This is a genomic window from Sphingomonas leidyi (assembly GCF_011761945.1).
GTDB classification, from domain to species: domain Bacteria; phylum Pseudomonadota; class Alphaproteobacteria; order Sphingomonadales; family Sphingomonadaceae; genus Sphingomonas; species Sphingomonas leidyi.
Genome location: NZ_JAASQV010000001.1, coordinates 689649 through 712813, shown reverse-complemented (window position 1 = coordinate 712813; position 23165 = coordinate 689649). Strand labels below are relative to the sequence as shown.

The 23165-nt window shown below is 69.8% G+C and carries 27 protein-coding genes and 1 tRNA gene; 16 read left to right on the top strand and 12 right to left on the bottom strand.

Features of this window, described 5'->3' with window-relative positions; all coding sequences use genetic code 11:
• Nucleotides 1-156: 156 nt before the first annotated feature.
• A complete protein-coding gene (locus FHR20_RS03555) occupies nt 157-381 on the bottom strand; it encodes a hypothetical protein (protein WP_167298243.1) in 225 nt (74 codons plus the stop codon).
• Between the two features lie 283 nt (nt 382-664).
• Between FHR20_RS03555 and FHR20_RS03550 the strand changes: the two genes are divergently transcribed.
• The 4 genes from FHR20_RS03550 (at nt 665) to FHR20_RS03535 (ending at nt 4023) form a co-directional block, all read left to right on the top strand.
• On the top strand, nt 665-922 hold the full coding sequence (locus FHR20_RS03550; protein ID WP_086128965.1) for an SWIB/MDM2 domain-containing protein: 258 nt from the start codon (nt 665-667) through the stop codon (nt 920-922).
• A gap of 85 nt (nt 923-1007) precedes the next feature.
• The gene (locus FHR20_RS03545; protein WP_137862246.1) at nt 1008-1187 is read left to right on the top strand and encodes a hypothetical protein; all 180 of its coding nucleotides are present in this window, start codon (nt 1008-1010) and stop codon (nt 1185-1187) included.
• A 53-nt stretch (nt 1188-1240) separates the two neighbouring features.
• A complete protein-coding gene (locus tag FHR20_RS03540) occupies nt 1241-2404 on the top strand; it encodes a BaiN/RdsA family NAD(P)/FAD-dependent oxidoreductase (RefSeq protein WP_167298242.1) in 1164 nt (387 codons plus the stop codon).
• A 248-nt stretch (nt 2405-2652) separates the two neighbouring features.
• Nucleotides 2653-4023, top strand: coding sequence for a methyl-accepting chemotaxis protein (locus tag FHR20_RS03535; RefSeq protein WP_167298241.1), 1371 nt, complete (start codon nt 2653-2655; stop codon nt 4021-4023).
• A gap of 99 nt (nt 4024-4122) precedes the next feature.
• Here FHR20_RS03535 and FHR20_RS03530 read toward each other — a convergent pair whose 3' ends face one another.
• Nucleotides 4123-4515, bottom strand: coding sequence for a winged helix-turn-helix transcriptional regulator (locus FHR20_RS03530; RefSeq protein ID WP_167298240.1), 393 nt, complete (start codon nt 4513-4515; stop codon nt 4123-4125).
• Between the two features lie 80 nt (nt 4516-4595).
• On the opposite strand from FHR20_RS03530, the gene FHR20_RS03525 reads away from it, so the two are divergent.
• The 5 genes from FHR20_RS03525 to FHR20_RS03505 all read left to right on the top strand — a co-directional run bounded on the left by FHR20_RS03525 (nt 4596) and on the right by FHR20_RS03505 (nt 11455).
• A complete protein-coding gene (locus FHR20_RS03525; RefSeq protein ID WP_167298239.1) occupies nt 4596-5441 on the top strand; it encodes an NAD(P)H-binding protein in 846 nt (281 codons plus the stop codon).
• A 277-nt stretch (nt 5442-5718) separates the two neighbouring features.
• On the top strand, nt 5719-7419 hold the full coding sequence (locus tag FHR20_RS03520) for a DEAD/DEAH box helicase (RefSeq protein WP_167298238.1): 1701 nt from the start codon (nt 5719-5721) through the stop codon (nt 7417-7419).
• Entirely contained in the window at nt 7416-7874 is a 459-nt protein-coding gene (locus FHR20_RS03515; RefSeq protein ID WP_167298237.1) for a YaiI/YqxD family protein, read from the top strand. Before FHR20_RS03520 ends, FHR20_RS03515 begins: the two co-directional genes overlap by 4 nt.
• A 51-nt stretch (nt 7875-7925) precedes the next feature.
• The gene (locus FHR20_RS03510) at nt 7926-10388 is read left to right on the top strand and encodes a DegT/DnrJ/EryC1/StrS family aminotransferase (protein WP_167298236.1); all 2463 of its coding nucleotides are present in this window, start codon (nt 7926-7928) and stop codon (nt 10386-10388) included.
• Nucleotides 10385-11455, top strand: coding sequence for a glycosyltransferase family 2 protein (locus FHR20_RS03505; RefSeq protein ID WP_167298235.1), 1071 nt, complete (start codon nt 10385-10387; stop codon nt 11453-11455). The genes FHR20_RS03510 and FHR20_RS03505 overlap by 4 nt, the downstream gene beginning before the upstream one ends.
• Nucleotides 11456-11645: 190 nt before the next feature.
• Here FHR20_RS03505 and FHR20_RS03500 read toward each other — a convergent pair.
• The 4 genes from FHR20_RS03500 to FHR20_RS03485 all read right to left on the bottom strand — a co-directional run bounded on the left by FHR20_RS03500 (nt 11646) and on the right by FHR20_RS03485 (nt 13293).
• Nucleotides 11646-11722: transfer RNA gene (locus FHR20_RS03500), tRNA-Arg, on the bottom strand.
• 46 nt (nt 11723-11768) lie between these two features.
• Nucleotides 11769-12239 (bottom strand): DUF1178 family protein, encoded by a 471-nt coding sequence (locus tag FHR20_RS03495; RefSeq protein ID WP_167298234.1) that lies wholly within the window; start codon nt 12237-12239, stop codon nt 11769-11771.
• Nucleotides 12240-12254: 15 nt separating this feature from the next.
• Nucleotides 12255-12512 carry a glutaredoxin 3 gene (gene grxC / locus FHR20_RS03490; RefSeq protein WP_167298233.1) on the bottom strand — a complete coding sequence of 86 codons (258 nt, stop codon included), beginning with the start codon at nt 12510-12512 and terminating at the stop codon, nt 12255-12257.
• Nucleotides 12513-12546: 34 nt separating this feature from the next.
• Nucleotides 12547-13293: a ComF family protein gene (locus tag FHR20_RS03485; protein WP_167299353.1), complete on the bottom strand. Its 747-nt coding sequence runs from the start codon at nt 13291-13293 to the stop codon at nt 12547-12549.
• A 42-nt stretch (nt 13294-13335) separates the two neighbouring features.
• Between FHR20_RS03485 and FHR20_RS03480 the strand changes: the two genes are divergently transcribed.
• Together FHR20_RS03480 and FHR20_RS03475 are read left to right on the top strand one after the other, a co-directional pair.
• On the top strand, nt 13336-14181 hold the full coding sequence (locus FHR20_RS03480; protein WP_167298232.1) for a methyltransferase domain-containing protein: 846 nt from the start codon (nt 13336-13338) through the stop codon (nt 14179-14181).
• Between the two features lie 226 nt (nt 14182-14407).
• A complete protein-coding gene (locus tag FHR20_RS03475) occupies nt 14408-15931 on the top strand; it encodes an FAD-dependent monooxygenase (RefSeq protein WP_167298231.1) in 1524 nt (507 codons plus the stop codon).
• On the opposite strand, the gene FHR20_RS03470 is transcribed toward FHR20_RS03475, so the two are convergent.
• Complete coding sequence (locus FHR20_RS03470; protein ID WP_167298230.1) at nt 15928-16362, bottom strand: (deoxy)nucleoside triphosphate pyrophosphohydrolase; 435 nt, start codon at nt 16360-16362, stop codon at nt 15928-15930. The two genes, FHR20_RS03475 and FHR20_RS03470, sit on opposite strands and share 4 nt — an antisense overlap.
• 61 nt (nt 16363-16423) lie before the next feature.
• Here FHR20_RS03470 and FHR20_RS03465 point away from each other — a divergent pair, with 61 nt between their 5' ends.
• From FHR20_RS03465 to FHR20_RS03455, 3 genes are all read left to right on the top strand, one after another.
• Nucleotides 16424-16612 carry a Flp family type IVb pilin gene (locus FHR20_RS03465; RefSeq protein ID WP_167298229.1) on the top strand — a complete coding sequence of 63 codons (189 nt, stop codon included), beginning with the start codon at nt 16424-16426 and terminating at the stop codon, nt 16610-16612.
• Between the two features lie 131 nt (nt 16613-16743).
• Complete coding sequence (locus tag FHR20_RS03460; protein ID WP_086128950.1) at nt 16744-16911, top strand: Flp family type IVb pilin; 168 nt, start codon at nt 16744-16746, stop codon at nt 16909-16911.
• Nucleotides 16912-17322: 411 nt separating this feature from the next.
• Entirely contained in the window at nt 17323-17475 is a 153-nt protein-coding gene (locus FHR20_RS03455) for a hypothetical protein (RefSeq protein WP_167298228.1), read from the top strand.
• A gap of 2 nt (nt 17476-17477) precedes the next feature.
• Here FHR20_RS03455 and FHR20_RS03450 read toward each other — a convergent pair whose 3' ends face one another.
• The 5 genes from FHR20_RS03450 to FHR20_RS03435 form a co-directional block, all read right to left on the bottom strand.
• Nucleotides 17478-18425, bottom strand: coding sequence for an acetyl-CoA carboxylase carboxyltransferase subunit alpha (locus tag FHR20_RS03450; protein ID WP_167298227.1), 948 nt, complete (start codon nt 18423-18425; stop codon nt 17478-17480).
• Nucleotides 18426-18497: 72 nt separating this feature from the next.
• Entirely contained in the window at nt 18498-18623 is a 126-nt protein-coding gene (locus tag FHR20_RS22995) for a hypothetical protein (protein ID WP_279589385.1), read from the bottom strand.
• Nucleotides 18623-19531 (bottom strand): tyrosine-type recombinase/integrase, encoded by a 909-nt coding sequence (locus FHR20_RS03445; protein WP_279589384.1) that lies wholly within the window; start codon nt 19529-19531, stop codon nt 18623-18625. Before FHR20_RS03445 ends, FHR20_RS22995 begins: the two co-directional genes overlap by 1 nt.
• Nucleotides 19528-21345 (bottom strand): hypothetical protein, encoded by a 1818-nt coding sequence (locus tag FHR20_RS03440; protein WP_208413384.1) that lies wholly within the window; start codon nt 21343-21345, stop codon nt 19528-19530. The genes FHR20_RS03445 and FHR20_RS03440 overlap by 4 nt, the downstream gene beginning before the upstream one ends.
• Nucleotides 21326-21463 carry a hypothetical protein gene (locus FHR20_RS03435; RefSeq protein WP_167298226.1) on the bottom strand — a complete coding sequence of 46 codons (138 nt, stop codon included), beginning with the start codon at nt 21461-21463 and terminating at the stop codon, nt 21326-21328. The genes FHR20_RS03440 and FHR20_RS03435 overlap by 20 nt, the downstream gene beginning before the upstream one ends.
• Before the next feature lie 75 nt (nt 21464-21538).
• Between FHR20_RS03435 and FHR20_RS03430 the strand changes: the two genes are divergently transcribed.
• Together FHR20_RS03430 and aroB are read left to right on the top strand one after the other, a co-directional pair.
• Nucleotides 21539-22078 (top strand): shikimate kinase, encoded by a 540-nt coding sequence (locus FHR20_RS03430; RefSeq protein ID WP_167298225.1) that lies wholly within the window; start codon nt 21539-21541, stop codon nt 22076-22078.
• Entirely contained in the window at nt 22075-23163 is a 1089-nt protein-coding gene (gene aroB, locus FHR20_RS03425; protein ID WP_167298224.1) for a 3-dehydroquinate synthase, read from the top strand. The genes FHR20_RS03430 and aroB overlap by 4 nt, the downstream gene beginning before the upstream one ends.
• The last annotated feature ends 2 nt before the right edge of the window (nt 23164-23165 follow it).

The window sequence follows — 23165 nt, the reverse complement described above, 5'->3', positions numbered from 1 at the left end:
TCTCTCGGCTGGAGACTTGGGTTCAGACCTGTGAATTGCCCTTAGGGGCGTGCGCGTGCGCGTCCGGCCCCTAAGGGCGGATAAGTCGCAGTCCGAGAAGCGCGCGAGCCGTCATGATGGGTTCCCCTTAGACAAGCCCGCGCGGCCTTGTCCACCTTACATTGCGTTTGTCGCTGCCGTATTTTCGTTTTCCGTCGCCGCGGGAGCCTCATCCGTAACATTGTTGCTCACCACCACCGGTTCGGGCGTCTCGCTCGCCCTCGGGCTCGGCGTGGCGACGATCTCGGCCATGGGCGGCGGATCGGAATAGTTGGTGCCGGTGGTTCCGCCGCCGCCGCAGCCCGCCAGAATCAGCAACCCGCCGAGCACCAGACCGCGCATCCCGCTCTCCCCTTTCGCCATGAAATCGCACGATAGCACGGCAAATTCCCCTCTCCTACCGGCCGTTTAACCCCAGTTATCCCCGAAATATCGCTCTCGGAGCCCGTCTCGGCGCATCTGCTCTCTAGACAGACGCGTTTTGTCACGATCAAAGGGTTGCAGGTGAGGACGAATGCTCTCACCGCGGTACATCGTAGGCACGAAAAGCGGCGAAAGGGTTCGCACACGCCGCTGGCGCCCACGAAGGCATAGCCCGTCCAGGGCAGGAACAGGAGAAGACTTTATGGCCGAGACCAAAGCACGCGGCGGTATCGCCAAGCCGGTGACCCCCTCGCCCGAGCTGGCCAAGATCACCGGCTCCGCGGACCTTCCGCGCAGCGAAGTCGTCAGCAAGCTGTGGGACTATATCAAGAAGAACAACCTGCAGAACCCGGCGAACAAGCGCGAGATCCTCGCCGATGACACGCTGCGTCCGATCTTCGGCACCGACAAGGTGACGATGTTCGAGATGAACAAGCACATCGCGAAGCACGTCAAGTAAGCCGGCCGGGGCCATGGGCCCTGCCGCTGAACATGCGAAGGGCGGGTTCCCGAGGGAGCCCGCCCTTTTGCTTCAGGAGATACCAATGGCCGAACGTTTCGAACGCCATCGCCAGCCCTGGCGCCCCGACGAAGTCCAGAAGCTCCACACGCTGGCAAAGAAGGGCATGGCGCTGAAGGCCATCGCCAAGGCGCTCACCCGCAGCGAGGAATCGGTGAAGGAGCGCGCGAAGCTGGACGGGCTCAGCATCGCCAAGCTGCACTAGCCCGGGGAGCGCTGCCGCTTGCCGCAGGCCGAACACCTGCTAGGCCCGCCGCAATGTACGACGCGATCATCCTGGGAGCCGGCGCCGCGGGGCTCATGTGTGCGCTCACTGCCGGCCAGCGGGGCAAGCGCGTGCTCCTCGTCGATCATGCCGATGCGCCGGGCAAGAAGATCCTGATCTCGGGCGGTGGCCGCTGCAACTTCACCAATCTCGGCACCGCGCCCGATCGCTACCTCTCGCAGAACCCGCATTTCATGAAGTCCGCGCTCGGCCGCTACACCGCGCAGGATTTCCTCGACCTGGTCGAGCGTCACCGCATCGCCTGGCACGAGAAGACGCTGGGCCAGCTCTTCTGCGACGGCTCCGCGCGCCAGATCGTCGACATGCTGCTCGACGAATGCGCCCGCGGCCAGGTGGAGATCTGGCTGGGCGACGCGCCGCGGGTCGAGCACGCCGATGCCCGCTGGCAAATCGCCTGCGGCAGGCGCATCGCCACGGCGCCCGCGCTGGTGCTCGCCACCGGCGGCCCCTCGATCCCCAAGCTGGGGGCGACCGGCTTCGCCTATGACTTCGCCCGCCGCTTCGGCCTCAAGGTCGTCGAGCCTCGCCCCGCCCTCGTCCCGCTCACGCTGAGCGGCGAGGAAGCGCTGTTCCGCGAGCTTTCGGGCGTCTCGACCGAAGTCACCGCCAGCGCCGGCAAGGCACGCTTCCGCGAGGCCGCGCTGTTTACCCATCGCGGCCTGTCCGGGCCCGCGATCCTCCAGATCTCGAGCTATTGGCGCCACGGCGAGAGCATCGGCGTCGATTTCCTGCCCGATGCCGGGCCGGGCTGGCTGCCCGCCGCCAAGCGCGCCCGCCCCCGCGCCACCCTGCGCAAGCTGCTCGGCGAGGCGCTGCCCACGCGCCTGGCCGAGGCGCTGGCCGAGAAGCTCGCCCTGCCCGCCGAACTCGCCAACACGCCCGATCGCAAGCTCGAGGACGCGGCCCGCCGCCTCGCCGACTGGCGCTTCGCGCCCGGCGGCACCGAAGGCTTTGCGAAAGCCGAAGTCACCATCGGCGGCATCAGCACCGCGGAACTCAGCTCGCAGACGATGGAAGCCCGCAAGGTGCCCGGCCTCTACGCGATCGGCGAAGCAGTGGACGTAACCGGCTGGCTCGGCGGCTACAATTTCCAATGGGCCTGGGCGAGCGGCCGCGCCGCGGGGCTCGCGCTCTAGGGTCCGGTTCAGGCGCTGCCGGAAACCCGCCCGGACATGATTTCCCGGCACACCCGGCACGCGACGCATGATCTCGTCGACCAGGTCGGAAATATTACAACACTCCCCATGTCGAATTTCACAAGCAAAATAATGTTTCCATCATGTGTCTCCTACAAAGGGCTTGTCCGATCCCGCTTCCCGCGCGGCCGGCCGAGCAACTGGCTTCCCGGGCCGTATCGCCCGGAGGCCGTGTAGGAGGATTCTCGATGCACTGGTTCCAGGCCATCGCGCCTATCCGTCTCAAGCTGTACGTCGCCTTCGGCTCGCTGATCGGCGTCATGGCGCTGATCGCGCTCGTCGCCTTCCTCGCGCCGCCTCTGGCGGCGGTGCCGATCTCGGTGCTGCTGATCGGCGGCGCCGCGATCCAGTGCGCCCGCTATCGCGCCGCGATCGCCGACCCCTATGTCTCCACCGTGGTCCGCATGGAAGCGCTCGCCGCCGGTGACCTCGCCAGCCCGATCCTGTTCGGCGACTATCAGGACTGCGTCGGCCGCATGACCAAGGCGATGGGGGTCTTTCGCGACAACGCATTCGAACAGGCCCGCCAGGCCGAGGAACAGTCGATCGCGGTCACCCATCTCGGCGCCAGCCTTGCGCGCCTTACCCGCGGCGACCTCACCGCCGAGATCGGTGAGGGCTTCCCCACGGGCTATGCCGAGCTGAAGACCAACTTCAACGACGCGCTCGCCGCATTGCGCGGCCTGATCGGCGCGGTGATGGAAAGCGCCGCGACGATCCAGACCGGCTCGAGCGAGATCGCCCAGGCCGCGGAGGATCTCGCCCGTCGCACCGAAGCCAATGCCGCCAGCCTGGAGGAGACCTCGGCCGCGGTCGGCCAGATGGATGTGCGGCTCAAGACCACCGCCGAAGCCGCCGGCCGCACCGTCGCGCGCGCCGACGACGCCACCGCCACCGTGGCGGGCGGCCGTGCGATCGCCGACGAGGCGGTGCAGGCGATGACGCGCGTCAGCGACAGCGCCAAGGGCATCGACAGCGTGATCGAGGGCCTGGACAAGATCGCCTTCCAGACGCGGGTGCTCGCGATGAACGCCGCGGTGGAAGCGGGCCGCGCCGGCGAGGCGGGCCGCGGCTTCGCGGTGGTCGCCGATCTGGTCTCGGCGCTCGCGATGCGCGCCGAGGAGGAAGCCGGCCGCGCCCGCGACCAGCTGACCGCCACCCAGGCCGATATCGGCACCGCCGTCGGGATGGTCCGCAGGGTCGACGGCGCGCTCGCCGACATTTCGGGCGATGTGGGCGAGGTCCATGCGCTGCTCGGCCAGATGGCCGGCGACAATCAGGCCCAGGCGGCCGCGATCACCCAGATCAGCACCGCGATCGGCGACATGGATCGCGGCACCCAGCAGAATGCCGCGATGGTCGAGCAGACCTCGGCGGCGGCGCGCAAGCTCACCGGCGAAGTCGGCGCGCTCGGCGAACAAGCGGCGAAGTTCGACGTCGGCGCCTCGCCGCGCGCCGGCCTGCCCGCGCGTCCCCGGGCGCAGCCGAAGCCGCGTACCGGCGGCGTGCCCACCAGGCCGGCGCCGGCAGCGCCTGCCAAGGATTGGGCGAGCTTCTGATCCAGCCGCGAGGGCGCCCGCACTCGGCGCCCTCGCCCCTGCCGGCCCCACATCGTCCGGCGACGAGACCCGCCCGCCGCCCTCGTTCGGTCGCAGGGACTATTCCGCCGCCAGCCGCGCCCCGCGCCGCTGCGCGATACGGGGCATGCTCGCCTCGATCCAATCGGCCAGGCCGCGCACATGCGCCGCCGCCTCGCGCCCCATCGGCGTCAGGCTGTATTCGACGTGCGGCGGCACCACCGGATAGGCGACGCGATCGACCAGTCCGTCGCCCTCCAGCCATTGCAGCGTCTGCGCCAGCATCCGCTCGCTCACCCCGCCCACCTTGCGGCGCAGTTCGCTGAAGCGATGCGTGCCGCCTTCCAGCGCGATCAGGATCAGCACGCCCCATTGGCTGGTCAGGTGCCGCAGCACCTCGCGCGAAGGGCAATCGGGCGACATCAGGTCGCCGCGCCGCACGCGGACCGAGAAGGGTTCTGCAGGATTTTCCATACTTACATTTATGTATGTACTTACGATTAGTAAGCAAGGCCAATATCTGGATGTCCGTCCCCAAGGAAGGAACGGATCCAATGACCATCGCCATCACCGGAGCCACCGGCCAGCTCGGCCGCATCGTCGTCGAAAAGCTCAAGGAGAAGCTGCCCGCCAGCGAGATCGTCGCGCTCGCCCGCAATCCGGAAAGGGCCGGCGATCTCGGCGTCGAGGCGCGCCGCTTCGACTATGACCGGCCGGAGGCGCTCGCTCCCGCGCTCGCCGGCGTCGACACGTTGCTGCTCATCTCGTCGAGCGAAGTCGGCAAGCGCGCGCCGCAGCATGCGGCAATCGTCGCGGCGGCCCGGCAAGCCGGCGTCGGCCGCATCGTCTATACCAGCCTGTTGCGGGCCGACACCACGCCGCTGAGCCTGGGCATAGAGCACGCCGAGACCGAGCGGGCGATCGCCGCCTCGGGCATCCCGCACACCTTCCTGCGCAACGGCTGGTATCTCGAAAACTATGCCGCCTCGGTACAGGGTGCCCTGGCGCACGGCACGCTGATCGGTGCCGCCGGGGAAGGCCGCATCGCCGCCGCGTCCCGCGCGGACTATGCCGACGCCGCAGTCGCGGTGCTGCTCGGCACCGGACATGACGGCAAGACCTATGAGCTGGCCGGCGACACCATTTTCACCCTTGCCGGGCTCGCCGCCGAAGTCTCGCGCCAGGCCGGCCGCGCCATTCCCTATCATGACCTTGCCCAGGCCGATTATGCCGCCGCGCTCGCCGGCGCGGGCGTCCCCGCGCCCTTCGCCGAAATGCTCGCCGCCTGGGACATCGATACCGCGAACGGCGCGCTGTTCGACGACAGCCGCCAGCTCTCGCAGCTGATCGGCCGGCCTACCACCGGCCTGGCGGACGGCGTGCGGGCACTGATCGGCTGACCGCGTTTGCTCCCCTCTTCGGGAGGGGAGCAAAGAGCGGCAATGTCGGCGAGACAATCCCGACTCCGGTGCCTTCGCCGGTGCTCCACGCACGTGCGGGCGATTCAGCGAAGGCAATGTTTTCGCCGCAACGAATTTACGAGCCGCAACCGAGATCCGGCGAAATCCGCCATTTAGTTGCTCAACCACGCGGTTGAACGACACAATAGGACGCCGCCGGAGATCAACCCTCTTTTCCCTTGCGATGCGGGCCCGGCGAGCCCATGTGCGGGGCCTCATGTCATTTGCCGATCTTCCTGCGCTTCTCGCCGAAGCGCTCGCAGCGCGTGGTTATGCCGCGCCCACGGCCGTCCAGGCCGCCGTCATCGCTCCCGAGGCCGCGGGCCGCGACCTCATCGTTTCCGCCCAGACGGGATCGGGCAAGACCGTCGCCTTCGGCCTCGCCATGCATCCCGAACTGCTCGGCGAGGATGGCCGCATCGAGCCGACCCGCGAGCCGCATGCACTGATCATCGCCCCTACCCGCGAGCTGGCGCTCCAGGTGAGCCGCGAGCTCGTCTGGCTCTACGGCCCCACCGGCGCGCGCATCGCCACCTGCGTAGGCGGGATGGACGCCTCGAAGGAACGCCGCCAGCTGAGCTATGGCGCCCATGTCGTCGTCGGCACCCCGGGCCGCCTGCGCGATCATCTCGAACGCGGCGCGCTCGATCTCTCGGCGCTGCGCGCGGTGGTGCTCGACGAAGCCGACGAGATGCTCGACATGGGCTTTCGCGACGATCTGGAGGCGATCCTCGACGGCACGCCCGAGACGCGCCGCACCCTGCTCTTCTCGGCGACCATGCCCAAGCCGATCGTGGCGCTCGCCAGGCGCTACCAGAAGGACGCGCTGCGCATCTCGACCGTGGGCGAGGATCGCGGCCATGGCGACATCAGCTATCAGGCGATGACCGTCAGCCCCTCGGACATCGAGCATGCGGTGATCAACCTGCTGCGCTTCCACGAGGCGGAGACGGCGATCCTGTTCTGCGCGACGCGCGACAATGTCCGCCATCTCCATGCCAGCCTGGTCGAGCGCGGTTTCGCCGCCGTGGCGCTGTCGGGCGAGCATAGCCAGAACGAGCGCAACCACGCGCTCCAGGCGCTGCGCGACCAGCGCGCGCGCGTCTGCGTCGCCACCGACGTGGCGGCGCGCGGCATCGACCTGCCCACGCTCACTCTGGTGGTGCATGTCGAGCTGCCGCGCGATGCCGAGACGCTCCAGCACCGCTCGGGCCGCACCGGCCGCGCCGGCAAGAAGGGCACCGCGGTGCTCATCGTCCCCTATCCGCGCCGGCGCCGCGTGGAGATGATGCTCAAGGGCGCGCGCATCCCGGTCGAATGGGTCGAGGTGCCGAGTGCCGAGGCGATCCGCGCGCAGGATCGCGAGCGGCTGATCGCCGCGCTGCTCGCACCCGTGGAGATCGAGGAAGAGGATGCCGCCATCGCCGAGCGCCTGCTCGCCGAGCGCAGCCCCGAGGAACTCGCCGCCGCGCTGGTGCGCGCCCATCGCGCCGCGCTGCCCGCGCCCGAGGAACTCAGCGACCGCAGCCATTCGGACAGGCGCGAGGAGCGCCAGGCCGGCCAGCACCGCCCCGGCTTCGACGACGTCGCCTGGTTCCGCATGGATATCGGCCGCCGCCAGAACGCCGATCCGCGCTGGATATTGCCGCTGATCTGCCGCCGCGGCCACATCACCAAGGCCGAAGTGGGCGCGATCCGGATCGGGCCGAACGAAACCGCCTTCCAGATACCGCGGGCGCTCGCGGCCAAGTTCCTCAGCGCCGTCGCCCGTTCCGCCGAGGGTGACGACGATGTCCGCATCGAGCCGTCGGAAGGTCCGGTGCAGGGCGCCCGGCCGCAGCGCAACGGCCCGAACCGTCCCAACTATCAGGCCAAACCGCACCGCAAGGGCCCGCCCCGGGGTCACGCGCCCAGGTGAGGGTCCTCGTCGACGCCGATGCCTGCCCGGTGAAGGACGAGGTCTACAAGGTCGCCTGGCGGCACGCGGTGCCGGTGGTGATCGTGAGCAATGCCTGGCTGCGCGTGCCCCAGCACCCGCTCGTCAGCCGCCAGGTCGTGAGCGACGGCTTCGATGCCGCTGACGACTGGATCGCCGAACAGGCTGGCGCGGACACGGTGGTGATCACTGCCGATATCCTGCTGGCCGACCGCGCGCTCAAGGCGGGATCGAAGGTGCTGGCCCCGAACGGCAAGCCGTTCACCACCAGCTCCATCGGCGCGGCGATCGCGACCCGGGCGATCATGGCCGATCTGCGCGCCGGCGGCGACCAGATCGGTGGCCCCCGGCCCTTCTCCCCCGCCGACCGCTCGGCCTTTCTCCAAGCGCTCGATCGCGAGCTGGTGGCGCTGAAGCGGGCCCTTACGCAATATTAGGAGACCATCGCGCATAGTTTCGGCATCGGGATGAGGGACCTTGCCGGGGACATGCACGAATTTCCGCTGATCGCACCGCGGCCACCGCGGCTGAGCAAGCTGACCGAGGCGCTGCGATCCATCGAGGCACGCGGCGTCTACAGCAATGGCGGCCCCGTCGTCCGTGAATTCGAGAGCCGCGCAGTCGCGGAACTGTTCGGCGGCCAGGGCGCCGCGCTGGCGGTCAACAACGCCACGATCGGCCTGATCCTGGCGATCCGCCAGGCGGCGGAAGGCCGCAGGGGCAAATACGCCCTGATCCCGAGCTTCACGTTCGCCGCCACCGCGCATGCCGCCATCTGGGCCGGGCTGACGCCGATCCTCATCGACAGCGCCCCCACCGACTGGGCGGCAAGCGCCGAAGCCGAGGAGGCTATGCTCGCCCGCCATGCCGGCGAGATCGCGGTGCTCGTCCCGTACGACACCTTCGGCACCTGCACCGATCTGGCCCGCTACGCCCGGCTTTCGGAACAGCATGGCGTCGGCGTCGTGGTCGATGGCGCCGCCTCGCTCGGCAGCATCGACGCCGCCGGCCGCGGCTTCGGCACCGGCGCCCCTTTCGCCGCCGTCTTCTCGATGCACGCGACCAAGACCTTCGCGACGGCCGAGGGCGGGCTCATCTATAGCGCCGATGCCGAGCGGATCGATGCGCTTCGCCGCATGCACAATTTCGGCTTCGGCCTCCCCCGCTCGGCGACCGAGCCGGGCACCAACGCCAAGCTGCCTGAAGTGCTTGGCCTGCTCGCGCTCGCCAAGCTCGACGAAATCGACGCGGTTGCCGAGCATCGCGCCGCGCTCGACCGCGCCTATCGCGCCTGTCTCGGCGACGCCGTCACGCTGCAGGCGACCAGCGCCGTCCGCCAGGTCGCACAGTTCATGCCGATGCTCCTGCCCCGGGGCATCGACCGTGCCGCGGTGATCGCGGAGCTCGCCGGCAAGGGCATCGGCAGCGGCCATTATTTCGCACCGCACCTCGCCCAGCAGCCCTATTTCCAGCGCGAGAGCCTGCTGTATCCCACGCCTGTTGCAGACGATCTCGCCGCCCGGATGCTCTCGCTTCCGGTCACCGACGCCATGACCGAAGCCGATGTCGCCACCGTCTGCGGCGCCCTCCATGCCGCGCTCCGCAAGCCGCACATCGTCGTCCCGGCCCCGCAGCCCCGGATTCTTTCCACGGTCCTGGTCGGCGGCGGCCCGGCCGGCATCGCCTTCCTCATCTCGGCGAGCAAGCGAGGCAAGCTGCGCGAACTCGGCGCCGGCCTCGCCGTGATCGAGCGCGGGCCGAGCCTCGGCGCCGGCCAGCTGCCCAACTACGCCATCACCTCGGACAGCACGGCCGAGACCTTCCTCAGTGCAGTGAAGGACAATCCCGAACCGGGCATCGCCGCGCTGATCGATCACCCCGCCGCCCGCGAGATCGCCCGCTATGCCGGCAAGCTCGGCGTCCCCCTCCATCGCACCGGCCCCTTCCTCGAAGCGATGGGCCAGCGCGTCGGCGCGATCCTGGCCGAGAGCGGCGGCCGCGTGCACACCGGCCATGAAGTGCTCGACAGCCGCCGCACCGCCGCCGGGCTGTGGCAGACCCGCATCCGCGACCTCGCCAGCGGGGCGCAACACGAACTGCTCTCCGAGAACATCGTCCTTGCCACCGGCGGCTATCAGTCGGCCAGCGACATTGCCGCCGCCACCGTCGCCGGCGCGCAACTGGGCGAGCAGGCCGGCGAACGGCTGATGCTGTGCGACGACATGCTGCGCACGGGCGGCATGGAGCGGCTGCGCGCCCGCATCGCCCATAGCCGGGCGCCGCGCATCGCGATCATCGGCGCATCCACCTCGGCAATCGCCTCCGCGGTCCTCCTCCTCAAATCCGACATCCCGTTCGGCGCCGAGAGCCTGAGCCTGCTCCATCGCGAGGCGCTGCGCCCCTGGTATCCCAATGCCGAGGCTGCCCATGCCGACGGCTTCACCGATTTCGGCCCCGACGACATCTGCCCGCTTTCGGGTTTCGTCTATCGCCTGGCCGGCTTCCGGCTCGAAGCGCGCGAGCTGGTGCTGCGCATGCTCCGCATCGGCGGCCGCACCCCCGATCCGCGCGTCCGGCTCCACCGGCTCGCCGGCCCGGATTCCAACGCCGCCCGCATCCTTGCCGAAGCCGATGTCATCGTCGCCGCGCTCGGCTATCGCCCGCACGCCCTGCCGCTGCTCGACGCGGCAGGCCAGCGTATCGCCCTTGCCGCCCATGCGCCGGGCCGCCCGCGCCTGGCCGACCAGCTCTGCCGCGTCAGCGACGCGGAGGGACAGCCGCTGCCCGGCGCCTATGGCATCGGCCTCGCCGCCGGCTTCGTCCCCGAAGGCCGGCTGGGCGGCGAGAAGAGCTTCAAGGGCAAGGCCAACGGCCTGTGGCAATGGCAGAACGATGTCGGCCAGCTGATCGTCGACCAGCTGCTCGGCCAGGCCGTGAGTCTCGCGGCATGAACGGCCTGCCCGCCCCCGCAATCTCGGTCATCATGCCGGCCTATAACGGTGCGCCATGGATCGGCGCGACGATCGACTCCGTGCTGGCACAGGACTTTGCCGACTGGGAACTGGTGATCGTCGACGACTGCTCGACCGACGACACCCGCGCCCTGCTCGCCAGCTTCGCCGATCCGCGCATCACCATCCTCCATGCCGAGGCCAATGGCGGCCCCGTCCTCGCCCGCAACCAGGCCTTCGCCGCGGCGCGTGGGCGCTACATCGCCGGGCTCGACCAGGACGATCTGTGCAAGCCCGGCCGCTTCGCCGCGCAGGTCGCCCATCTCGACGCCAATCCCGGCACCGTGCTCGTCGCCACCGCGGCCGAACTGCTCGAGGACGGCCGTCTCACGCCCTGGCCGGGCGATCGACCGCTCACCCCGGCGACCATCGACTGGCTGCTCCTCACCCAGAACCCGCTGGTCTGGTCCACCGTCATGTTCCGCGCGGAGGCCGCGCGGCTGCTCGAACCGTTCGAGCGCCCGCAGGTGCGCTACGCCGAGGATTTCGACCTCTATCACCGGCTCGGCCGCTTCGGGCAGATCGCCCGGCTCGACGCGGCCCAGCTTCTCTATCGCTGCCATCCCGGCGGCGCCTCGAAACGCTATGCCGAGATGATGGCCGCCAGCGCCGCGCGCGTGCTCGCCGGGCGCTATGCCGGCGTGTTCGAACCCGATGCGGTGCAGGCCAATGCCGAGCTGGTGGTGCGCTATTTCATGGCGCGCGAGCCGGTGCCCGACCTCGGCACGCTGAGCCGCCTCTCGCGCATCCTTGCCACGCTCCATGCCGACCATGTCGCTCGCACGCCGCTCACCCGGCAGGAGCGGATCGAAGTGGACGGCGAACATGCCCGCCTCTGGTGGCTGGTCGCCCGCCCCGCGCTCCGCCAGGGCGCGGTGACGCTGCGCGAAGCGATGGGCGTGCTGCCCGAGAGCGTGAGCCTGCCAGCCAAGGACCCGGACCGGCTGATCTCGCCGCTGATCGGCCGGGTGCGGGCGATCGGACGCGGGCTCGGCGTGGCGCTGTAGGGCAGCTCCGGAGCGCGGAAGTCGGCGACGCTCAGGGTATGGGGCGCTCCTTGCCCTCCCCGCACAGCCACCATGCTGGAGAATATTCCCGCCCCGGCGACGGGCGAGAAGGGCGGCCGGATCCGACATCGCAAGCGCAATGTGCCGGTCCCGTCGCTGGCGGACCGCCGAGTCGGATCGGTGAGAGGAATGGTGCCCCGGGAGAGACTCGAACTCCCGACCTGCGGTTTAGGAAACCGTTGCTCTGTCCTGCTGAGCTACCGGGGCACAATTGGGTTTCGGAGGCGCGTCGTATCGGGCCCCGCGCGGCCGGTCAATTGCACGCTTCGGGCGGGACCACCGGCAGCGGCAGCGGGGCGACGGGGACGCCCTCCTCGATCAGCGCCTCGGCTTCGGCGCGGGAGGCCTGGCCGTGGATCGGAGCGGCGGGCGCCTCGCCCAGATGCATCGCGCGCGCCTTGTCGGCAAAGGCGGTGCCGACCCATTGCGAGCCCTCGAGCAGCTTCGCCTGCGCGCCCGCCAGCGCAGCCATCGCGGCCTTGAGCATCTCGGGCGAAAGTGCCGGTTGCCCCTGTGCGGCCGGCGCGGATGCCGGCGCTGGCATCGGCACCCGATTGCCCTTGGCGCCGACATTGGGCGCCATCACTGCCTTGGCGACTTCCGCGCTCCCGCACATCGGGCAGGCGACCAGCCCGGCGGCGCGCTGGCCTTCATAGGCCGCGCTCGATCCGAACCATGCCTCGAAGACATGGCCGGCACCGCATTTGAGGTCGAAGACGATCATGGCCGCCCGATCGCGTCAGGCAGCGAGCAGCGGATCGAGCCCGCCGCGCGCGTCGAGCGCCGCCAGGTCGTCGGATCCGCCGATATGCTTGCCGGCAATGAAGATCTGGGGGACGGTCGTGCGGCCCTGGGCGCGATCGACCATCTCGGCGCGGCGCGGGCCGCCCATCGAGATGTCGATCTCCTCATATTCCGCGTGCTTGCCGTCGAGCAGCGCCTTGGCGCGGTAGCAATAAGGGCAGAACGCCTTGGTATAGATTTCGATCTTGGGCATTGCGGAATACACCTGTGGTCGTGCCGGGCGCTTGTCAATCCGCACCCTCTCCGTCTGCCAGAACGCGCGCCCAGCACAGAAGGATCACCCGCGCCGCGCCGCCGCGCTTGAGCGCCCGGACACAGGCATCGGCAGTGGCGCCGCTGGTATGGACGTCGTCGACCAGCACTATCATTCTGCCGGCAAGGCGCGCGCGGGCATCCGGCGCGAGCGCGAAGGCACCGGCGACCGCCCTTGCACGGGCCGCCCCGCCGAGGCCGCGCAGCACCGGCGTGGCCCTTGTCCGGCGCAGCAGATCGGGGGCGAACGGCACGCCATGCGCACGGGAGAGGGAGGCGGCGATCAGCCCGGCCTGGTTGTAGCCGCGCGACCAGAGCCGCCAGCGATGGAGCGGCACCGGGACCAGCAGTTCGGCCTCTGCCGGCATCAGCCGGGCCATGGCGCGCGCCATGGTGGCGGCACAGGCGAGCCGTCCCGAATATTTGAGCTTGAGCGCGATCGCCCGCGCCACCTCGCCATAGGCGACTGCGGCGCGGACGCCGTCATGCCGCGGCGGATCGGCGATGCAGGCGGCACAGCGTGCGCCTTCGCCCCGGTCGTGATCGAAGGGTGCGTGGCAGGCAGCACACCAGGGCGGGCCGAGAAAACGGAGGCTGGCCCAGCAGGCGGCACAGAAGCGGTGGTCCGCCGGCGTGATCGTGCCGCAGCCCGGGCAACGCGGCGGCAGCGCGAGATCCGCGATGTGGCGCATGGGAGCGCAATAGTCGCGGAACCGGGCCATGCCCGCCTTGTCCCCGGCGGCACGGCGGCGCACAAGCGCGCCATGCCCCATAATGGACCCAGCGATTCCTCCGAGATTTTCGACCGCGCCCTGCGCCGCAAGCGCCGGGACCGCGCCGCCCGCCGCTATGAGGGGTTCGTGCGCGAGCACATGCTCGAAGGGATCCAGGACCGGCTTGCGGCGGTGACGCGCGCGTTCGGCGACGTGCTCGACCTGGGCAGCTTCGGCGGCGGCTTCGCGCTGCCGGGCGCGCGCATCACCCGGATCGATGCCGGCGCGCGTTTCGCAACGATGGCGGGCGGCATCCAGGCCGATGAGGACCGCCACCCCTTTCCCGAGGCGAGCTTCGACCTGGTCGTGAGCGTGGGCGTGCTCGATCAGATCAACGACGTGCCGGGTGCACTCGCCCTTGCGCGCCGGGCGCTCCGGCCCGACGGACTGTTCCTCGGCGCATTCCTGGGCGCGGGCACGCTGGCGACTCTGCGCGGCGCCTTCCTCAAGGCCGAAGCGGAGCGGCCGGCCGCGCGCTTCCACCCGCAGATCGACGTGCGCGCCGCCGGGGATCTGCTCACCCGTGCCGGCTTCGCGCTGCCGGTCGCCGATGTCGAGACGCTGACGGTGCGCTATGGCAGCATGTTCTCGCTGCTCCACGACCTGCGCGGCATGGCGGCGACCAACCTGCTGCCCGGCACGCCGCCCCTCACGCGCGATACGCTGGCCCGGGCCGCCGAGGCCTTTGCCGAGCGCGCCGATCCGGACGGCAGGACGGCGGAACGCTTCGAGATCGTCTACCTGACCGGCTGGGCACCGGACGAATCGCAGCCCAGGCCGGCACGGCGCGGCAGCGCGACGACGAGCCTGGCCGAGGCCTTGCGCCCGAAGCAATGAGCGCGGTTGCAGTTTCGCGGCCAAGGCGCTAAGGGCGCCCGCGTCGGAAAAGGCAGACTTGGTTTGGTAAGCCCAAGTCCTTTCGGTAACGAAAGCTCTGGTCTTTGGCCTCGTGCCCGGGATCCCCACGACGAACATCGGACGCCACCGGGCGCTCCGCGGTTCGTCCGTGTGGTTCTCAAGCGCGAGAAACGCTCCGGTCGAATCATCGACTTGGGAGCAGTACATGCCGCACCGCCATATCGCCCTTCATGATGCCATCATTGCCGGAGCCGGGCCCGTCGGCCTGTTCCTCGCCTGCGAGCTGCGCCTGGCCGGCCTGTCCGTCCTGGTGCTGGAGCAGGCGGAGGACCCGCATTCTCCGCTGAAGCAGCTCCCCTTCGGGATGCGCGGCTTGTCGGCGCCGACGCTCGAGGCGCTCTATCGGCGCGGCCTGCTGGACGATGTCGTCGCGGCGCAGCGCGCCGATGCCGCGTCCCCTGCCGCCGCGCATTGGGCGCAGCAGCCGCGCCGGCCGGCGGGGCATTTCGCCGGCATCCAATTCTATCAGGACGATGTCGACCCGGCGGCCTGGCCCTGGCATCTGCCAAGTCCCGCCGGCACCGGCATGGCGGTGACGCTGGAGGCGTTCGAGACCGTATTGGCGGCACGGGCAAGCGCGATGGGCGTTTGCATCCGGCGCGGCTGCAGCGTCGAGGGACTTGCTCCGTCCGAGGATGAAGTGGCGGTCCATGCCGGCGGCGAGACGTTCCGTACGCGCTGGCTCATCGGCTGCGATGGCGGGCGCAGCGCGGTGCGCAAGGCCGCCGGATTCGACTTCCCCGGCACCGATCCCGAGTTCACGGGCTATTCGGTGGAAGTCGAAATGGCCGATGCGGAAGCGCTGCCGCCCGGCCGGCACTATACTGCGGCCGGCATGTACACCTATGCGCTGCCGGGCACGATCGCGATGGTCGATTTCGACGGAGGCGCCTTCTACCGCACCCGGCCCATCACGCGCGAACATGTGGAAGCGGTGCTGCGCCGGGTGACCGGCACGACGGTGACGCTGCGCGCGCTTCGGCTCGCCACCAGCTGGACGGACCGCGCCCATCAGGCGACCGCCTATCGCAAGGGGCGCATATTGCTCGCGGGCGACGCCGCGCACATCCATTCGCCGCTGGGCGGGCAAGGACTGAACCTCGGGATCGGCGACGCGATGAACCTGGGTTGGAAACTGGCCGCCACGATCCGGGGCACGGCACCCGCCGGCCTGCTCGACAGCTACGAGGCCGAGCGCCGCCCGGTGGGCGCGCAGGTGCTCGACTGGTCGCGGGCGCAAGTGGCCCTCATGCGGCCCTCCCCCGGCACCCGCGCACTTGCGGCCATCGTCCGCGACCTGACCGCGACCCGCGACGGCGCCACCTATTTCGCCGAGCGCGTATCCGGCGTCTCGCTGCGCTACGCGCTGGGCGGCGCGCATCCACTGACCGGCCGAAGCCTTCCGGACTTCGCGCTCGTCGACGGGCGGCGGGCCGGCGAACTGCTGCGCGGGAGCGCGGGCCTGTTGCTGGACTTCGATACGCGCCCATCGCTGCGCGCGGTGGCGGCGCGCTGGGACGGGCGGATCGGCTATACGGCATGCGATGTGCGGGAGCGGCTCGGCCTGAGCGCAGTGCTGGTGCGGCCCGACGGCGTCGTCGCCTGGGCGAGCGAAGACACGCCGGACGAGAGCGAGGCGGCGCGGGCCGCGGAGCGATGGTTCGGCTAGGCCGTCCCGGATGCGCTCGCGACGCTACCCACCCCTGCCAGCGCCTCCACCAGCGGCACGTCGGCCGGCGGCATCGCCATTCCCCGCATCTCCGCCGGCGTCACCCAGCGCAGCGCGGTTGCGTGATGGGCCGCCGGTTCGCCCTCCCATGCCCGCAGCGTGTAGAGCAGCAACAGCAGGTGCCGCCCTTCCAATGGCTCGCTGGCAAAGGCAAGCGGCTTCAGGCCGGACGGGTCGAGCGAGATCCCCAGCTCCTCGTGGAGTTCGCGCGCCAGCGCCGCTTCGGGGCGTTCGCCGGGCTCGACCTTGCCGCCCGGAAACTCCCAGAGGCCCGCCATCGGCTTGCCCGGCGGGCGCTGCTGGAGGAGCACGCGGCCGCGATCATCGATCAGGGCGGCCGCCACGACGAACAACATATCGGAAGCGATCATCAGCTTTTCGTTAAGCCTCTTCGGCTAGATTGTTGCCATCATTGGAGAAGAAGCGCCCACAATGCGAGCCCTTGTACGAGCGATCCGCGATGTGATGCATGACCGCCGCGCAGCGACCGCAGTGGAATATGGCTTCATCCTCGCGCTCATCGTCATCGCAATGATGGCCAGCCTGATGAGCGTTGCCAACACCACCACGGACATGTGGAGCAACGTCACCAACAAGGTGCAGGCAGCCACGCAATCCTGATCTTGGTTACGGAATCGTAACACTCGGTCTTAGCCGTTTCTTTACTTCCCCTCCGTAGTTTCAAGCTGCCGAACCGGAGTCTCCGGTGAGGCCGGGTGAATGAAGCAATCCTTGAACACTGGAGACCGGTTATGCAGAAGATTCGCAACTTCCTGAAGAATTCGAAGGGTGCGACCGCCATCGAGTACGGCCTGATCGCCGCTCTGATCGCCGTCGCCGCGATTGCCGCCATGCAGGGCCTCGGCAACTCGCTGAAGTCGACCTTCACCAACGTTTCGGCGAGCATGAAGGTCTCGTAAGCCTTCTGCCGAAGCGAACGAAAACGGGCGGCGGAACCTCGGTTCCGCCGCTCTTTTCTTGCTAGAAGAACCTCGCATAAGCTCGGGCGCGCGTTCGCGCTTGTGAACCCTGACGGGTTCGAGGCCGCCACCTTCGGGCGCACCCCGGTAGATTTCCTGAACCAGAGCCTCGCATAAGCTCGGGCGCGCGTTCGCGCTTGCGAACCCTGACGGGTTCGGGGCCGCCACTTTCGGGCGCACCCTGGTAGACTTCCTGAACCAGAGCCTCGCATAAGCTCGGGCGCGCGTTCGCGCTTGCGAACCCCGACGGGTTCGGGGCCGCCACCTTCGGGCGCACCCCGGTAGATTTCCTGAACCCCGGCAAACGGGCCGCTTCACCCGGCGTACAGCCGACTCTCCTATAAGGAAGGAATGAAGCAGCTTTCCTCCAAAAAGGCAGTGACGGCGATCGAGGTCGCGGTGGTCGCGTTCCTGGCGCTCTGCGCGGTGCTGGCGGTCGTCCAGGGCCTGGGCATGATCGGCGCGAGCATGGCCGCCGCCGAACACATCGCCCCGGTCCGCTAGCGTCAGATCCGGCCCATCGCCAGGAACTTGGCGCGGCGGGCCTGGCGCAGGCTCTCGGGCGACATGCCGTCGAGCTTCTTCAGCGATTCCTCGATCGCATCCCCCAGCGCATGGATGGCTGCCCCGGGCTCGCGGTGCGCGCCGCCCAGCGGCTCGCTGACGATCCGGTCGATCACCTTCAGCTCCTTCAGATGCTGCGCGGTGACCTTCATCGCCTCCGCCGCCTCGGCCGCCTTGTCGGCGGTGCGCCACAGGATCGAGGCGCAGCCTTCGGGCGAGATCACCGAATAGACCGCATGCTCCATCATCAGCACGGTGTTGCCCGCGGCGAGCGCGATCGCGCCGCCCGAGCCGCCCTCGCCCAGGATCGACGCGACCAGCGGCACGCCCAGGTTGAGGCATGCCTCGGTCGAACGGGCGATCGCCTCGGCCTGGCCGCGCTCCTCGGCCTGCACGCCCGGAAAGGCGCCCGAAGTGTCGACCAGGGTGATCACCGGCAGATGGAACTTGTCGGCAAGCGCCATCAGGCGAATGGCCTTGCGATAGCCCTCCGGCTTGCCCATGCCGAAATTATGCTTGAGCCGGCTGGCGGTGTCGTCGCCCTTCTCATGGCCGATCACCATCACGCGGCGCCCGCGGAAGCGGCCCAGGCCGCCCTGGATCGCATTGTCGTCGGCAAAGGCGCGGTCGCCGCCCAGCGGCATGAACTCCTCGATCAGCCCGGCGACATAATGCTTGAAGTGCGGGCGCTCGGGGTGGCGGGCGACCTGGGTCTTCTGCCACGGCGTGAGCCTGGCATAAGTGTCCTTGAGGAGCTTCTCGGCCTTGGCCTGGAGCGGAGCGATCTCCGCATCGATATCGACGGCGCCGCCCTCTGCGGTCTGGCGCAGTTCGTCGATGCGAGTCTGAAGCTCGGCGATCGGCTTCTCGAAGTCGAGGAAAGTGGTCATCGCTGCGCGGGCTAACCTTGTAGGCTGCCCGCGTCAACGAGGGCGGCGCGGCAAGGGCGCACGGGCCGTGCTTCAGCTGATCGCCAGCATGTCCCGTTCAACCAGCCGCCATCGGCCGTCGGCGCCGCGCTTGTACACGATCGCAGAGACGCCGCCGCCGAGCAGTACCGCGCAAGCCAGCGGGCCGGTCAGTCGCATCATTGGCCTCGTTTCCCCAGCGCCTCGCCCAGAGGATGCCGCTGGTTGACCAGTTCGACCAGCCGGCGGCTGTCGACATGGGTGTAGATCTCGGTCGTCGCGATGTCCGCATGCCCGAGCATCGCCTGCAGCGCCCGCAGATCGGCGCCGCCCTCGAGCAGATGCGTGGCGAAGGCGTGGCGCAGGACATGGGGGCTGACGCGGTCGGGCGGGATGCCCGCCTCCCCCGCCAATGCGCGCACGAGCTGGTAGAGCCGAACGCGCGAGAGATGCCCCTTGCCCGAAGGGAAGAGGAAGGGCCGGTCCGGCGCGACATGCGCGCGCCAGGCGGCGACGGCGGCGCGGGCGCGGTCCGAGATCGGCACGAGCCGCTCGCGCCCGCCCTTGCCCTTGAGGATCAGATAGGGCCGGTCCGGCGACACGGCATTGCGAGGAAGCGACACCAGTTCGGTAGCGCGCAGGCCCGAGCCGTAGAGCAACTCGATCAGCGCCAGCAGCCGCAAGTCGTTGGGATCGGGCGGCACCCGGGCGATGCGCGCGGCGATCGCGGCGAACATCCGGTCGACATCCTCGATGCTGAGCACCTTGGGCAATGCCCGGGCAGTGCCGGGGCGCGGCAACGCGGCCGAGGGATCGTCCCGGCGCAGGCCCTCATCGGCAAGAAAGGCATAGAAGCGGCGCAGTGCCGCCGATTTGCGGGCAACGGTGGCGCGCGCGAGCGGCTGCCACTCGGCGCCGAGCCGCTCCAGCTCCGGCCGTTCCGCGCCCCCGAGCCCGCCACCGAGGAACTCCGATGCCAGGCGCAGATCGGTGCCATAGGCGGCGATGGTGTTGGCGGCGGCGCCCATCTCCGCCTGCATCATCTCGAGGAAGCGCTCGATCAGCGCCCGATCTTCGGAGGCGCTCAAGCCGACCGCGTGACCGCCTCCACGGCGATCATCCGCGCATAGCTGGTCATTCCCGCGGCGCGCATCGCCGCGACGATGTGGAACAGCGCCTCGGGAGTCACATTGTCCCAGACGCGCGACTGCATGCCGACTGCGGCGAGCAGCGCGACCATCGCCGAATCGCCGCGCCGGCCGGCGGCGTCGATCGCACGGGTCCAGTCGTTCTGCGCACCGATCTGCACTTCGAGCGCCTGGGCCCCGCGGCGCGCGTCGCTGCTCTCGAAACGGCCGAGGCCGGCGAGGCCGGCAAAGGCCAGCTGCGCGCGGCGCTGGCCGGCGGCATCCTTGAACGCATCGAAATCGCCATAGGCGACCGGCCCCTGCGCCCCCGGATCGCCAAGCGCGAGCAGGCCCCATGCGACGCTGCCGCGCGGCACCACCTGGCGCCACTCCATCGCCTTCGATTCATAGCCGGCGGAAAGCATCGAGGCGATCAGCTTCTCGGGTTCCTCCACCTTGGCGTCGGCCGGGATCCAGGAGGCTGCGCGCGCGGTGAGGATCAGCCGGGCATATTGGGTGCGCGGCGTGCTGGCCTCGGCCCAGAGCGTGCGGATCGCCTTGATCCGGTCCCCCACGTCACCGTCGGTATAGGCAGTGCGCAAGTCGCGGGCGACGCCGCCCTCGGTGGTGTTCGCATCATCGCCCTCCGCGATCTCGCTGTAGAGATCGACGAGGCCGGCACTGGAGAAGACGCCGGCAGTGGCGGCCAGCTCGGCGGCGGCGGCGCGCTGGCGCGGCGAAAGCTGCGGGGCAAGCGCCTGCCAATAGCGGACCTGCGGGCCGGCGGTGCCGTAAAGCGAAGCGGGGACTTCCTGGCCAGTCGCAGTGGCGAGGCCCCAGCGCCAGGCGGTCAGCCGAGTGATGCCGCCCCATTCGAGCGTGACCGCGCGGCGCCCCTGCGCGCCGGTGCCGAGCACCTTCTCGGCCAGAAGATTGTCGATATCGCTGGCCGGCGTGCCGCCGCGCGCCTGGTCGAGCAACTGGCCCGCCTCGTTGGGCTTGCCGGCGAGCCCGGCGCACATCGCCCGGGCGAGCGCCCAGCCGCGCTGCTGGATATATTGATTGCCGCGCTCGGCGATCGGGCAGATGCCGCCCGGGTCGGCGGTGGCGAGCGAAACCTGCATCGCCACCTGGAGCAGGCGAGTCGTGTAATTGTCGCCATCGACGTCGTTCACCACGGCGCGCGCGGCATTGGCCTCGCCCATGCGCAGCAGCAGCCAGGCGCGTTCGGCGGCGAAATCGGCGCCGTTGACATGCCGCGGCGTGTCGAGCGGCGACATCAGCGCGCGGCGGAGCGCGATCGACGCCCAGCGCGAGGCCACCGGCGCGCGCAGGCGCTGCATCAGCACCGCGAGGGTGCGGCCGTCGGCATTGCCGAAGCCCTTGGCGGGGAACGGCGTATTGCCCGCGGCGAGCACGCCGACGCGGTTCAGCGAATGTTTCGCGAAGTCGGGCAGTTCGTAGCGCGAGAGATCGACCGGGCCGGTGGCCGCCACTTCCTCGGCCGCGCTGACATTGGAGAGCGACGTGTCGCCGCCAGGCATGGGTACGCTCGGGATCGGCGCGGTGCCGGACGCGCCGGGAGCCGTCGCGGCGGGCGCCGTTGCGGACGGAGCAGGCGCGGGACGCGGCGCCGGCGTGGGCGCCGGCTCGTCGAAGCCCGGCGGCAGCAGCGATTCGGGCTTGTCCTGCTGCCCCAGCGCAGGCACCGCCGCGCCGGCCAGCAGCAACGCCCCGAGGGCGATGTGGCGGCGCTTAATTCGCGAGATTGTCAAGCGGGACCACCTTCTCCATGCGCACCGGCTCCTTCTTCGTCTCGCGGCCCGCGAGGAAGAAGAGGCCGCCAACCAGGACGACGAGAATGACGATCAGCGCAACGATCAAGCGGGACATGAAAACGGGTCCGGAAATTGTGACTTCGCGGGCCTTTTGCCCGAGACCCGCCCTCGCTGTATAGCCCTTCCGAACATGTTACAAACGCAGGCAGCGAATACCGCGTGGACGGGCAAGGCCATCGTCCTGATCGGCCTCATGGGTGCGGGCAAGACCACGGTCGGCCGGCGCCTGGCGCAGCGCATGCGCCTGCCCTTCGTCGACGCCGATCACGAGATCGAGGCGGCCGCCGGCATGACCGTGGCCGACATCTTCGAGCGTTTCGGCGAAGCGCATTTCCGCGACGGGGAGCGCCGGGTGATCGCCCGGCTGGTCGATGGCGCCCCCAAGATCATCGCCACGGGCGGCGGCGCGTTCATGAACGAGAGCACGCGCGCGCTGATCCTCGAACATGCGATCGCGGTGTGGCTCGATGCCGAACCGGCGGTGCTGGCCGACCGGGTCCGCCGCCGCGACACCCGCCCCCTGCTGCGTGGGCGCGACCCCGAGGCGGTGCTCGCCGAGCTCGCCGCGATCCGCAATCCCTATTACGCGCTTGCGCCGATCCGGGTGCCCAGCATAGCAGCGCCGCACGACACCACCGTCGACGCGATCCTGAAGGCCCTGCACCCGTGACAATCGTTCCCGTCGCGCTTGGCGACCGCAGCTACGACATCCGCATCGAAGCGGGGCTCCTCGGCCGCGCCGACGAAGCGCTCGCCCCCTTCGACAAGGGTCGACGCCGCGTCGTCGTGACCGACCGGAACCTCCTGCCGCACCTCGCCACGCTGCAGGCTAGCCTGGGCGCGAGCGAGGCGATCGTCCTGCCGCCCGGCGAAGGCACGAAGAGCTGGGAGCAGCTCGAAGCGTTGCTCGACCGGCTGCTCGAACTGGGCGTCGAGCGCGGCGACCATGTGATCGCCCTCGGCGGCGGGGTGATCGGCGACCTGGTCGGTTTCGCCACTTCGGTGCTCAAGCGCGGCTGCGGCTTCGTCCAGATCCCCACCACCCTGCTCGCCCAGGTCGACAGCTCGGTGGGCGGCAAGACCGCGATCAATACGCGCGCCGGCAAGAACCTGGTCGGCACCTTCCACCAGCCGGCCGCGGTGCTGATCGATCCGCGGGTGCTCGACACGCTGCCGGCCCGCGACCTGCGCGCCGGCTATGCCGAAGTGGTGAAATACGGGCTGATCGACGATTTCGCCTTTTTCGAATGGTGCGAGGCCAATGCCGCCGCGCTGCTCGCGGGCGACCCGGCCGCGCGCGAACATGCCATCGCCCATTCGGTGGCGGCCAAGGCGCGGATCGTCGCGGCCGACGAGCGCGAGACCAGCGGCATGCGCGCGCTGCTCAACCTCGGCCACACCTTCGGCCATGCGCTGGAGGCCGAGGCCGGCTTCTCCGACCGGCTGCTGCACGGCGAGGGCGTGGCTGCGGGCATGGCGCTCGCCTTCGGCTTCTCCGCCGCCAAGGGCATCTGCCCCGGCCAGGAAGCGGAAAGGGTTGCCGCGCACCTGGCTGCTGCGGGCCTGCCCAATGGGCTGAAGGCGGCGGGGATCACCGCCTCCGGTGCGCGGCTCGTGGAGCACATGCTCCACGACAAGAAGATGAGTGGGGGCGCCCTGCCCTTCCTGCTCGCGCGCGGGATCGGGCAGACATATCTCGACAGGAATGTCGACCTTGGCGAGGTGGCGGCATTCCTCGACGCCCAGCCCCGCTAGGC